Annotated in this window: 11 protein-coding genes; 7 read left to right on the top strand and 4 right to left on the bottom strand. The window is 61.2% G+C overall.

Annotated elements, in window-relative coordinates:
• Positions 1-144 precede the first annotated feature (144 nt).
• From RID42_14435 to RID42_14420, 4 genes are all read left to right on the top strand, one after another.
• A complete protein-coding gene (locus RID42_14435) occupies positions 145-1,836 on the top strand; it encodes an ABC transporter substrate-binding protein (GenBank protein MEQ8248871.1) in 1,692 nt (563 codons plus the stop codon).
• 101 nt (positions 1,837-1,937) lie between these two features.
• Positions 1,938-2,555, top strand: a complete 618-nt coding sequence (locus tag RID42_14430; GenBank protein ID MEQ8248870.1) for an isochorismatase family cysteine hydrolase — start codon at positions 1,938-1,940, stop codon at positions 2,553-2,555.
• Positions 2,552-4,222 carry an alpha/beta fold hydrolase gene (locus tag RID42_14425; GenBank protein ID MEQ8248869.1) on the top strand — a complete coding sequence of 557 codons (1,671 nt, stop codon included), beginning with the start codon at positions 2,552-2,554 and terminating at the stop codon, positions 4,220-4,222. The genes RID42_14430 and RID42_14425 overlap by 4 nt, the downstream gene beginning before the upstream one ends.
• An 87-nt stretch (positions 4,223-4,309) precedes the next feature.
• Positions 4,310-5,857, top strand: coding sequence for an ABC transporter substrate-binding protein (locus RID42_14420; protein MEQ8248868.1), 1,548 nt, complete (start codon positions 4,310-4,312; stop codon positions 5,855-5,857).
• 68 nt (positions 5,858-5,925) lie between these two features.
• On the opposite strand, the gene RID42_14415 is transcribed toward RID42_14420, so the two are convergent.
• From RID42_14415 to RID42_14405, 3 genes are all read right to left on the bottom strand, one after another.
• Positions 5,926-6,414, bottom strand: coding sequence for a hypothetical protein (locus tag RID42_14415; GenBank protein ID MEQ8248867.1), 489 nt, complete (start codon positions 6,412-6,414; stop codon positions 5,926-5,928).
• 9 nt (positions 6,415-6,423) lie between these two features.
• Positions 6,424-7,572, bottom strand: a complete 1,149-nt coding sequence (locus RID42_14410) for a class I SAM-dependent methyltransferase (protein ID MEQ8248866.1) — start codon at positions 7,570-7,572, stop codon at positions 6,424-6,426.
• 80 nt (positions 7,573-7,652) lie between these two features.
• On the bottom strand, positions 7,653-8,762 hold the full coding sequence (locus RID42_14405) for a class I SAM-dependent methyltransferase (protein ID MEQ8248865.1): 1,110 nt from the start codon (positions 8,760-8,762) through the stop codon (positions 7,653-7,655).
• Between the two features lie 137 nt (positions 8,763-8,899).
• On the opposite strand from RID42_14405, the gene RID42_14400 reads away from it, so the two are divergent.
• The 3 genes from RID42_14400 to RID42_14390 all read left to right on the top strand — a co-directional run bounded on the left by RID42_14400 (position 8,900) and on the right by RID42_14390 (position 11,800).
• The gene (locus tag RID42_14400) at positions 8,900-10,099 is read left to right on the top strand and encodes an FAD-dependent monooxygenase (protein ID MEQ8248864.1); all 1,200 of its coding nucleotides are present in this window, start codon (positions 8,900-8,902) and stop codon (positions 10,097-10,099) included.
• A gap of 68 nt (positions 10,100-10,167) precedes the next feature.
• Positions 10,168-10,554, top strand: coding sequence for a hypothetical protein (locus tag RID42_14395; GenBank protein ID MEQ8248863.1), 387 nt, complete (start codon positions 10,168-10,170; stop codon positions 10,552-10,554).
• A gap of 79 nt (positions 10,555-10,633) precedes the next feature.
• Positions 10,634-11,800, top strand: a complete 1,167-nt coding sequence (locus tag RID42_14390) for a M20 aminoacylase family protein (protein ID MEQ8248862.1) — start codon at positions 10,634-10,636, stop codon at positions 11,798-11,800.
• A gap of 2 nt (positions 11,801-11,802) precedes the next feature.
• On the opposite strand, the gene RID42_14385 is transcribed toward RID42_14390, so the two are convergent.
• Positions 11,803-12,561, bottom strand: a complete 759-nt coding sequence (locus RID42_14385) for an SDR family oxidoreductase (protein MEQ8248861.1) — start codon at positions 12,559-12,561, stop codon at positions 11,803-11,805.
• Between the last annotated feature and the right edge of the window lie 67 nt (positions 12,562-12,628).

Raw genomic sequence — 12,628 nt, 5'->3', positions numbered from 1 at the left:
GCTCTTTTTTGTTTGAGGGCTAGCGTGAGCCCCGGTGTACCCGGTCCGGACAATAGGCTAGTATCTGCGATGACTGCGACCATTGGGTCGCTGGCCGACGGTCGTATCAAGAACCGGTCGGTCTATCGAATAGGGAGGACTACTGTGAAAAAACTGCTGTTGGGTGCCCTCGCGCCGGCCGCACTTGCGATGGGCCTGTCCGGCCCGGCCGCCGCGAAGGACCTACTTTTTCTTTCGGAAGATGTACCGCCGAGCCTGAACTACGACGGCCCGAACGCATCGGCGCCGCCGACTCAAGCCGGCATGGTCAATTTGATGGAACCGTTGATTTACTACGCGGAGAAGGAACGCCGCGCCGACGGTGCCGTCATTCTCGACTTGAACAAGTTCGAGGGCCGGTTGGCCGAATCGTGGAGCTACGATCCTGGTACGCTGACCTGGACGTTCAACCTTCGCCGTGGGGTGAAGGGCTGCGACGGCGCGACCTTTGATGCAGACGACGTGATCTACACGATGGCCCGGGCGAAATCGGTCAGCGGTAAAGCGCCTGTCGGTTGGTTCTTGTCCAACGTTGCGTCTTTCAAAGGCTTCACGCCCGCCGTTTTCGGCAACAAGCCGGAGAACATCGAAGCGAAAAAACTTAAGGACGACGAAGTCAAGAAGATCGATCAATACACGGTGCAGTTCACCCAGTCGGCGCCGAACAAACTATTCCTGCCAGTGTTGACGATCTTCGCGCTCTACATCTTCGACAAGGAGACAATGGAGAAGCACGCGACCGCCGAAGATCCTTGGTCGCACGATTACGCGAATAACGAGGGCGTCGGGAGCTTCGGTGCCTACTGTCTGACTCGCTGGGAGAAGGATAAGGAATTCGTCGCTCAGGCGAACCCGGACTATTTCCGAGGCAAGGCCGATATCGACCGCGTGATCATGCGCAAAATCCCGCAGAGCGGGCAGCGTTTGGTGATCCTGCGTTCGGGACAAGCCCACCTTACCGAACACTTGACGCCCAAGGAATTCGATTCGCTGAAGTCGGCGAAGGGCATCAAGGTCGTGAGTGTCGAGGGCAACGCAACGACGTACGTCCACATGAACTGGCAACAGGCGCCGTTTGACAATATCAAACTGCGCGAAGCCATTGCCTACGCGCTTCCGTACGACAAGATCCAGAAGGATGTCTTCTTCGGCGAGGCCACCAAGTACAACGGGTCGCTGCCGTCGAACTATCCTGGCTATCACGACGTAGGGTTCGAACGGAACCAGGACATCGACAAAGCCAAGGCCCTCTTGGCCGAAGCGGGCTACCCGAACGGCGATGGCCTGGAGAAATTTCCCGACACGATGCAGCTGACCTATTCGACCGAGAAAGAAAACATCCTCGGGCCGGCAGCGACCATCATCCAGACCGAACTCAAGAAAGTCGGTATCTCGGTTGTGTTGAACCCGATTCCCCAGTCGCAGTTTTCGGACCGCGAGCTGGTGAAGAAGGATCTTCCCTTTGCGTTGATCGACCACTCCAAGCCGATCGGCGTCGAAGCGGGCTACGCGATCCAGTTGTTGTACGTAACTGCGGAAAAAGGCGGTCTGTCGAACTACAGCAAGTACAGCAACGACGAGGTCGACAAGCTGTGGTTGGAGCAGGCCAAGACCGAACCCGACGACAAAAAGCGCAACGATTTGATGGCCCAGATTCAGGAAATCCTGATGAAGGAAGTCGCGATCGCGCCACTGGTCGAGAATCGCCTGCAGTGGGCGATGTCGGAGAAGGTGTCCGGCGTGGGCTTCCATCCTGAGCACGCGCTCCGGTGGCACGACCTACGGATGTCCGAGTAGCTTAAGCCAACTCAGACATCGAGCGAACTGAAGGGCGCCGGGCATTCATTGCCCGGCGCTTTTTCTTTTCGCTACACTGCGTCGGGGAAAAGGGGGCGCAAATGGACAGTTTGAACGGTGCGACGGCAGTGCTGGTCGTGGATATGCAAAACGGCATGTGCAAGCCCGAGGGGTCGCATGCCCGACTCGGTCTCGACATCGGCATGCTGGCGGGCGCGATCGAGCCGTGTCGCGCCTTGGTGGGGGCGGCACGGGCGGCGGGTGCTCTAGTTTGCTTCTCTTACCTTGCCTACGAGCCCGACTACAGCGACGGCGGGTTCATCGTGCGCGAGATGATGCCGAACATTAAGTCGAGCAAGGTGTGTCCGCGGGGGTCTTGGGATGCGGAAATCGTCGAAGAACTGACGCCGCAACCCGGCGATGTGGTGGTCGAGAAAAGTCGTATGAGTTCGTTCATGCGTACCGATCTGGAGAAGCAACTGCGCGACCGGGGGGTCGTCAATTTGATCGTGTGCGGCGTGACGACGAACATGTGCGTCGAATCGACCGTTCGCGATGCGTCGCAGCTCGATTTCCGTACCTTTGTCGTACGCGACGCCGTGGGCGAGGTCGACCGCGGTCGCCATGCGTCGGCGCTCGAGTCGATGGGATTTCTCTTCGCCAAACTCGTCACCACCGAAGAGGCCGTTGCGGCCCTCGGTCGACGGGCTGCCGCATGACGACGCCTGCGACGACCCGGCATTTCCTCCGGGTGGGCGATCGCGAGATTCATTATCGCCGCGCTGGATCGGGGCCGCCGTTCATCCTTCTGCATTCCAGCCCGCAGTCGGCGGCGTTTGTCTTGCCGGGACTGTTGCCGTTGGCTCAGGATTGGACGTTGATCGGGTTGGACACGCCGGGCTACGGCGGATCAGATCCGCTGCCGCAGGAAGCGCCCAGCGCGATGGATTATGCCGATGCCACTGTGGCGGCGATGGATGCCCTCGGGATTGCGCGGGCGCCGATTTATGGCACCCATACGGGCGCCCATATCGCCCTCGAAGTGGGGTTGCGTCATCCCGAGCGAGTTGCCGGTCTGGTGTTGGATGGGATTTCCTTCAACACACCGGCAGAGGCCAAGGAGCGGCTTGACCGCTACGCCCCGGAGTTTCACCCGACGGCCGACGGCGCCCATTTGGCCTGGGCGTGGCAACACACTCGAGACCAGATCGTGTTCTACCCGTGGTTCCGGACCGAGAAGGCGCGGCGCCTTGATTCGGCGATGGCGCCACCGGCGTATATCCACGATATCGTGCTGGCGAAAATGGATGCAGCCGGGTACTGGCTCGGCTACCGAGCGGCGTTCGGTCACGATAGCCGCGCGGCGATGTACCTGCTTGGCGTCAAGTCGACCGTCGTGGCCCGGGTGGGCGATGTCCTGGCACCCGAGGCAAAGCGCCTGACCGACTTACCGGCGGGGGTGCGGGTCTTGGAGACCGGCAAGGACGGATGGATCGAGGCGATCCGAGCCAGCCTCGCCTGGTGTGACGCGGGCGATTCCAAAACCGCAGCAGCGGTGCCGCCGACGCCGCGTGCGGCAACGTGGCGGGACTATGTCGGCATCGACGGTGGACAGCGCCTGGTCCGGCGTGGCGGCACGGGCATCGGTCGGCCGGTCGTGTTGTTGCATGGTGACATGGGGAGTTCACGGACGGTGTTGCCGCAGGCCGAAGCACTCAGTCGCGGACGTCCGTTTGTCGCCCTCGATGTCGCGGGCAATGCCGAGTCCGATTCGCTTGCCGCAGCCGGCGATCTGTCTGCCTATGCCGCGGATGTTAGTGCTGTGGTGGCGGCGACGGGGTTCGATCGCTACGACGTTTATGGCGATTCCCTTGGCGCTGCGTTGGCGCTGGCCCTGGCAGTGCACGACGGAGAACGGGTTGAAAAGGTCGTTCTTGATCGTCCGGTGTTTGCGGAAGACGCTGCCCGCGCAGAACTGGCCGCGCATTACGCACCAACGATCGAACCGATATGGGACGGTACGCACTGGCTCACCGCGTGGCACATGCTACGCGACCGGGCATTCTTTTGGCCCTGGTACGATCGGCGGCGCGAGGCCATTCGCTGGTCTGACCCGGAGATTGATTCAGTCCAGTTGCAGCAGCGGTTGTTGGACTGGCTCAAGGCGCCAGCGACCTACGGCGACTACGTCAGGGCATGTCTTGGGATGGACCCTTCGATCGTTGGACAGGTGTCGCAACCGGTGCTTATTGCGTCTGTAGCGGAGGATCTGCTCGACAGTCACGCCGACCGACTCGCGCAGGCATTGAGCCAAGCGGTATGCAAGAAAGTGACCGGCGACGGGACGCTGCGCCAAGCCGCAATGGCCGATTTCCTTGGTTCCTAGAACGTTTCCTTGACCCCATTCGCGAAGCGCCACAAGCTTGTCGGGAATGCTGGGGAAAACCCCGGCACAAGGTCAAAGGGAGGCTTTATGAGAACGACACTAATGAAATCGGTAGCGGCCTTGGCCCTGTCGGCGGCTGTCGCGCTGCCGGCGTCGGTCGGCGTCGCGCAAGACGCATCCGACACCTTGCGGATCGGCATGTACTCCAAGGCACCGTCACGTGGCAACGTCTATTCCTCGGGCAGCGGTGTGCCTTCCATGTATTGGTGGGAGGGGATTTTCGATGGCCTCACCCGGGTCAATGACAAGGGTCAGATCGTCCCGCACGGCGCTACCAGTTGGGAACTCGTCAACAACAACACTTGGCGCTTTACGCTGCGCGACGACGTAGTTTTTTCCAATGGCGTCAAGAACAGCGCACATAACGTTGTCAAAGTCTTCGATTACCTCCTCACCGAAGAGGGGAAACCTGCGTCGGTGGCGCGCGATGCCCGCAAACTTGAAAGTTACAGAGCGCTCGACGATCGGACCGTCGAGTTCGTAACCAAAGTGCCTGACCCGCTCTGGCCGGCAACCATCCAGCGCATATATATCGGTGAAATGCAGGCCTTCGCCGATCGCGGCAAGGACGGTTACGCCGCGGACCCCGTGACCTCCGGTCCGTGGAAGGTCGTGAGTTGGAAGGATACCGAAGCCCTGTTCACCGCCCACGACAAGTCGTGGCGACCGGGCAAGATCAAGAATATCCGCATTGTGGAGTTGCCCGAGCAGGTTGCCCGGCGCCAAGCGCTCGAAGCAGGGCAGGTCGACCTCATTTCCAACATGTCACCCGACGACATCGCGGTCATCGAAGCGTCCGGCAATGTCGCCGTCGTGAACGACTCTCCCAATGTGATGTCGCTGATGGTGTTCTCCGAGGACTTCACCGGAAAGTGGAAAGACGGCAAGACGCCTTTCGCCGATAAGCGTGTTCGCCAAGCGGCGAACTACGCGATCGACCGAGAGGCAATCGTCGCCAACCTGTTCGGCGGTATTACCGTGCCGGCGAGCCAACCCGCTAATCCCAACACCTTTGGCTGGAATCCGAATGTGAAACCGTATCCTTACGATCCGGCCAAGGCGAAGGCGCTTCTGACCGAAGCGGGATATCCGAACGGGTTCAAGATGAAAGCCGAAGTCATCACCGGCGCCATCGCGAACGATGCGGAAATCTATACCTTCGTCTCCCAACAGTTGGGACAAATCGGGATTGAAGTCGAGCTGCGGCCGCTTCAGTTTTCCGAGTGGTTGAACAAACTTCTACAAAAGAAGTGGGAAGGCGAGGCAACGGGCTTCTCGTACCTGGTCGATCCGGAAATGGACGCATCGACTCCGTTCCGGTGGTACTCCTGCGACTCGACGGCGGTGACGATCTGCATTCCCGAGCACATGGACCTGTTGCATGCCTCGGCCCAAGAAATGGACCGCGGCAAGCGTGAGAAAATGCTTCAGGAGCTGATGGTCAAGGCGAACGAAGATGCGCTGTCGATCGCCATTTTGCATGGCAGGGACATCTTCGGTCTGTCCAAACGGGTGCAGGGGTTCACCAACTGGAACCGCATCTTGGTTTACGAAAACATGTCGTTGGGCGGCTAGCCCGCGCGACGCGCACAAAGAGAAAGGGCGGCTCGGTTGAGCCGCCCTTTTTTTGCTCGTTAGATCGATCAGCTTGAAATGACGTCCACGACCTCGTCAAACTCCAACGCCGGATCTTGCCCGCGTAGGTTTTCGATTTCGTCGGTGATGCCCTTCATCACCCGGCGAATGTAGGCGATGCGGCGGCCGGTACGCGCCGCATCGGCCTTCGGGTCAGGGAAATAGTCCTCGACCTCGTTTACCTTGAACAGCCCGTATTTCTCGATCAACCGTTCGACCGTGTCGAGGCGGTCGCGGGTCACGGATAGTTCTTCGATCAGGGCCATGACCATGAGGTGCAGCTTATCGACCGCAGGGTCTTCGAAATATTGCGGCCGTTTGCCCTTTGCCGCCCGCGCCATCGGCGTGGTTGCCGTTGACACCTTGGCATTGACGGCCCGCTTTGACGCCGCGCGTTTGGCCACGCCCCTTTTGGCCGTGGCGGCTTTCTTCTTGGCGGGTCTTGCCTTGGCCTTGGCGGGTTTGGAGGCGGCCTTCTTGGCCGTTTTGCGGCGCACGGACGCCACCTATTTACACCCGACGAGGATCGGGAAGGTTGCCGTGTAGTGCGGTTTTTGGCCTGCCTCCAGCATTTTGCGCGCGGTATGCATCATCGAGCCGTCGATCTTGCACTTAGAGGGTTTGAACCCGGCATCGACAGCGATCTTCTTCCAATCCATATCGCGCAGCCGCACCAGGAACGTTTCGTTGTTGTTGTAGGCCTCCCAATCCATGAGAAAGGAATCGAAGGGCTTCATGCCTTCGTTGCGGGCTAGATCGAGATGCATCATGACCCCGCCGGGGCGCAGGATGCGGCGACTTTCGCGGATGATGTTCTTGATCGCGCTCGCAGACGTTTCATGCAGCATGATGTGCGAGACGACGACGTCGAAGTGATTGTCCGGGAAATCCGTTTTCTCGGCATTCTGTTGGGAGAAGTGTGCGGTAATGCCGAGATGTCGCGCGCGCGCATCGGCGTAACGTACCATGCCGGCCCCGCAATCCAGACCGTGGACCTCGGCCTTTGGATAGGCTTGGGCCCACGCCAAGGTGCTATGCCCGACCGAGCATCCCATGTCGAGTATGCGCGTCGGGTTTTCGCCTGGATAGTTCGCTCGGTAATAGTCGATCACGGTTTTGCCGAGGTCGTCGTTCATGTCGCCCATACCGCCGACCGCATAGATGAACACGGAGCGGTCGTAGAGCGCGCCGGCAGCGATTGAGTCCTCGCCGTCAGGCGTCGCATGATAGCCGCCCGGCTGGAGGTGAATGTCCGCGGCGGTGTGGTACCGCGGTACCTCAAAGTTTTTGCCGATCCGCAGCGTTCCCTTGGTCTTGTGGGGGTTGCCACGCGCGCGCTTCTTAAGTTCCGGAAGCTCGCGTTCGACGCTGTCGGTTACCGAGTCCCACATCATTTCCTGGCTTGCCCGCTGGGTCGCGGAGAACAGGCGGTAGTAGGGGTCCTTGGTCATTTCGCGGCGGACTTCGTGACGGTCTTTCGGATCGCGCTTCTTCTTGCGGCGGAACGCGGGTTTCACACGCTGTTCGTACACCGTGCGGTTACCCGGCATGACGTCGGCAGCGAGGCAAAGCCGGAGATTGTGGACGAATTGCTGGCGCGATAGCTCGTCGTGCTTGCCGCGAACCAACATGGGGTGACGGATCTGGGTGTCCATTTAGGCTTACCTCCGGGCTAGGGATCGTCGATGCCGGCGCCCGTTAAGAGCGCCGGCGGGTATAATCTTGGGGGGAGCGGTTAGGTTTTACGCCCGCCGGCCGCCCACCACACCCCACCGTTACCGGCGGTGTTCGGGATAAGCTCGTCGAAGGCTTCTTCTTTCTTGAAACCGGCCGCGAGGATCGGTTTCTTGATGTCCAGATCGTGCAGCGCGCCCCAGAACGGCTCGTTGTTGAAGTGCGTGCTCCAATCCCGGTACCACTGGGTGTAGACGTCCAGTTCGCGGTTGCGCAGGGGCACATCCATGTGAGCAACGACCCCACCCGGCTTCAGGATGCGATAGCAATCCTTCATGATCCGCGGCAGCGCTTTGCCCGAGGTTTCGTGCAGCATGATGTTTGAGATGATCAGGTCGAAATAGTTGTCCGGGAACTCCGTGTGCTCGGCGTTCTGCTGCGAGAAATGTACCCGCCTGCCGAGCTTCTCGAGCTTGGCATGGGCCATGCGCAGCATCCCTGCGCTGACGTCGATGGCATGCACTTCAGCGTCGGGAAAGGCGTCGACCCAAGCGATCGTGCTGCCGCCCACCGAACATCCCTGATCGAGAATGCGCTTCGGCTTGAGGTCGGGGTAGCGGGACTTGATGAAATTGATCAGTGCCTGGGCCGGGCTGTCGCCCATCGCCAAGCCCTGGCCGCGACCATAGAGGCCGCCGGCGGCATCGTAGAACGCCCCGGCTGTAATATCGCCGTCGCCCATGTCGAAGCCATAGCCGCCGGGCTGCTCGTGAATATCGACCGCGGCGACGTACCGCGGAACTTCTAAGTTGGGGTTGGTCTTGAGGCTTCCCAGCTTCTTCCCTTTGACGGTCGTCTTGTCGACCAACTCGTCGTACTGGCGGTCGATCTTGGTTTCGGCCGATTCCCACATAAGGTGCTGGGCCGTCCGCCACATCGAGGCCCAGGACTGAAAGTAGTCCTCGTCGAGCATCTGTTTGCGCAGTTCGTGGCGATTCTTGAAGTCGCGCCCGGTCTCCTTTTTGAAAGCGGGCTTGGCCCGCTGCTCGTATACCTTTTTCAGCCCAGGGGCGAGGCCGAGGTTGATATGCCATTTGAGGTTCAGGACGAACGCGTCGCGGGCGTTTTCGTCGTGGTTGGCCTCCAGGAACATGTGATTGACGACCGCCATGCGAATGATCTCCTCAGCGTGTTTGATCTGCCTAACCGCTATTATATAACAAGGCGCTCCCCGGTTTCGAGGAATGAGCGGTGCCGTTCGCTCCGTGGTCCCGGGGAAATGCCAAGAATTTGAAGGGAGTACGGCCCATGGCCGCTGAGGATCGGGTAGTTATCGCGGGGGCGGGGCCGGTTGGCCTGGTCGCTGCTCTACGCTTGGCAGATCGAGGGATTCCGGTGCTGGTTGTCGAGGCCAATCCTGACCTCGCGATCGATTTGCGCGCCTCGACCCACCATCCGCCGACCCTGGATATGCTCGACGAATACGGCATCACCCAGCAGATGATCGCCGATGGCCTGCTGGCCCCCACCTGGCAATTCCGCGACCGGGAAACCGGCGAACGGGCCGAGTTCGATCTTAGTCTGATCAAGGACGAGACGGCGCATCCCTACCGGCTGCAATGCGAACAGCACAAGCTGACGCGGTTGATCCTCGAAAAGATCAAGAATTGGGACAATGTCGAGGTCTGGTTCAACAGCCGCTTAGAAGACGTCGGCCAGGACGCCGATTCGGCCTGGGCGGTGGTGAACCGTGAGGGCGAAAAGGTAACGGTTCGCGGTCGCTACTTGATTGGGGCGGACGGCGCCAGTAGCGCTGTGCGGATCAAGCTTGGCATCGGCTTCGAGGGCGTTACCTATCCTGAGTGGTTCGTCCAGGGCACGACGACGTTTGAGTTCCGGGACTACATGCCGAACCTGTCGCTGATCAATTACGTGTCGGATTCGGACGAATGGTTCGTGCTGTTGCGAGTCATCGGCAAGTGGCGTGCGCTGTTCCCCTCGCGGGACGGCGAAACCCAGGAAGAGGCCATTGCCGACGAAAGCATTCAGAAACGTCTGAACGGCATTCACGCGAAGTCTGAGCCTTACGACCTGTTGCACAAGACGATCTACCGGATCCATCAACGCGTTGCGACGACTTACAACATGGGCCGAATCTTCCTTGCCGGCGATGCCGCACACCTGAACAACCCGCTGGGCGGCATGGGCATGAACGGCGGGATCCACGATGCCGTCAATCTGACCGACAAGTTGACTGCGGTGTGGCGCGGCGAGGGCGACGAAAGCCTATTCGACCGCTACACCCGCCAGCGTCAACCGATCGCGGTGGAGAACGTGCAGGCCCAGGCCGAGCGCAATCGCAAGCTGTTGAACGAGCGCGACCCCAAGGTCCGGCTCGCCAACTTCCGGGAAACCCAGCAAACCGCGTTGGATAAAAAGAAAGCGCGGGACTTCCTGATGCGTTCCTCCATGATCGAAGGACTGCGGCGGGCCGAAACTATCGCGTGACGACCGTCACAGACGGTCACGCCGACTGTGACGAGACTCCAGTGTGACGAAACGATTTGGGGGAATCGATGTTGCACCGAACGATCGCTGCCGTGGTTGCCGCGTTGCTATGGGGAACGCCTGCTTGGTCTTTCGACGCGCCGCGCGGCGTTAAGGTCGTTAAGACCGAACACGGACGCGCACTGGCCGACGACGACGGCATGACCCTTTATGTCTACGACCGCGACGCGGCTTTTGAATCCTCATGCAAGGCAGCCTGCGCGCAGAATTGGCCGCCGCTGACCGCGCGCAAGAAGGACGAGCGGATCGGCCGCTTCCTGGCCATCGAGCGCGACGATGGAACCGTGCAATGGACCTACGCCGGAAAGCCGCTCTACCGCTGGTCGAAGGATAAGAACGAGGGCGACATCACTGGGCACGGTTTAGCCGGAGTCTGGCGCATCGCCCAACCCTAGTTCTCCGTCCCGCTCCCCGATGCCTTGACGCCGTCCCGCGCGAGTGGTGCCATCGTCCCTCATCAAGGAGGCGCATGGCATGGCAGACCGGTGGACATCTTGGGAGGACGATCTGACGGCGCTGCGGCGCGATATCCACGCCCACCCCGAGACGGCGTTCGAGGAATTCCGTACCGCCGATTTGGTGGCTGAGCGGCTCGAGTCCTATGGGATCGAGGTCCATCGCGGCCTGGCCAAGACCGGTGTCGTCGGCGTTCTCAAGGCTGGCACAGGGAACCGCGCCATTGGGTTGCGAGCCGACATGGACGCACTGCCGATCGAAGAGCTTAACGACTTCGACCATCGGTCGACCCACCGGGGCAAGATGCATGCCTGCGGTCACGACGGCCACACCACGATGCTGCTGGGGGCGGCGCGGTACCTCGCCGAGACCCGCGAATTCGACGGCACCGTCCATTTTATTTTCCAACCCGCAGAGGAGAACGAGGGCGGCGGCGGGGTGATGGTCGAGGAAGGGCTGTTCGAGAAATTTCCCTGCGAATCGGTTTACGGCATGCACAACATGCCGGGACTGGATGTCGGGCGCTTTGCCGTCCGCCAAGGGCCGATCATGGCTGCCTTCGATCGGTTCACCGTGCATATCCAGGGCAAGGGGTCGCACGCGGCGTTGCCGCAAACCGGGATCGATCCGATCGTCGTCGGCGCCCAGTTGGTCACCGCCTGGCAGTCCCTGGTCAGTCGCGCCACCGATCCAATCGACTCGGTCGTGCTGAGCGTAACCAAGTTCCACGGAGGGGATGCCTATAACGTCATTCCCGACCGCATCGAACTGGGCGGTACGATCCGCACCTTTCGCACCGATACCCGCGACCGAATGGAGCGTCAATTGCGCGAGATGGGCGAGCGTTTGTGTGCGGCGTTCGGGGCATCCTTCGAGATGCGGTACGACCGCTGCTATCCGGCGACGGTCAATACCGGCGACGAAACCGGCTATGCCGCAGCGGCCGCCGCCAAGGTCGTCGGCGCGGCCAACGTCGATCCGAACACGCCGCCGCTAATGGGTTCGGAGGACTTTGCCTTCATGCTGCAAGCGCGACCGGGGTGCTACATTCTGATCGGCAACGGTGCGGGGGAGAACGCATGCATGGTCCACAACCCGCATTACGACTTTAACGACGACATCCTGACGCTGGGTGCCCGTTACTGGGTGCAACTGGCGCACGACCTGTTGCCGGTTCGCGCCTAGCGCTACATCGCGCCGACGAAGTCGCCGCCGTTGGGGCTGATGGTTTGGCCGTTGACGAACGCGGCACCCGGGCCGGCAAGGTAGGCGACGACGCCGGCGACGTCCTCGGGCGTGGCAAGACGTTGGGCCGGGTTGGCGGCGGCGCGCCGAGCGAATTCAGCGTCGTCGAAATGGGCGGTCGCCATGGGCGTTTCGATGAAAGAGGGGACCACGGTATTGACCGTGATGCCGTAGGGCGCGAACTCGATCGCCCATGAGCGGGTGAAGCCGAACAACGCAGTCTTGCTGCCGGCGTAGTGCGGGTTGCCGTCGGCGCCGCGCAGCGCGATCAGCGAGGAAATATTGACGATGCGCCCCCAGCCCCGGGCCTTCATGCCGCCGATCACGGCCTGGGCGGCAAAGAACGGTGCGCGGACGTTGGTGCGGAAGATCTCGTCGAAACGCGCTTCGCTGACGTCCTCGAAGGGTTCGCCGCCGCCAATGCCGGCATTGTTGACGAGGATGTCGATGCGGCCGTGGCGCCGTTCGATGTCGGCGGCGGCCTGCCGGAAGGCGGCGGTATCGGCAATGTCGCCGATCGCGGCTTCGCCGCTGGCGCCCTCGGCCAAGAGGGCCGCGACCGTATTGGCGACCGCTTCGGCGTCGCGATCGTGGGCGATCACTTGCGCCCCCAATCGGGCCAGGGCGTGGGCCTGTGCGCGGCCCAGGCCGCCGCCCGCGCCGGTGACAATGGCGACCTTGCCGTCGAGGGGTTGAGCCATGGGTTTTGCAGGCGCCTTTGGCGCCGTTCTCCTGGTGGACCGGGGTCGACGGGACACGGCTACGTCG

Source organism: Alphaproteobacteria bacterium (genome assembly GCA_040216735.1).
Lineage (GTDB): Bacteria > Pseudomonadota > Alphaproteobacteria > SHVP01 > SHVP01 > CALJDF01.
The sequence above is the reverse complement of the archived record's forward strand: the minus strand, read 5'-3'. Positions and strand labels throughout refer to the sequence as shown.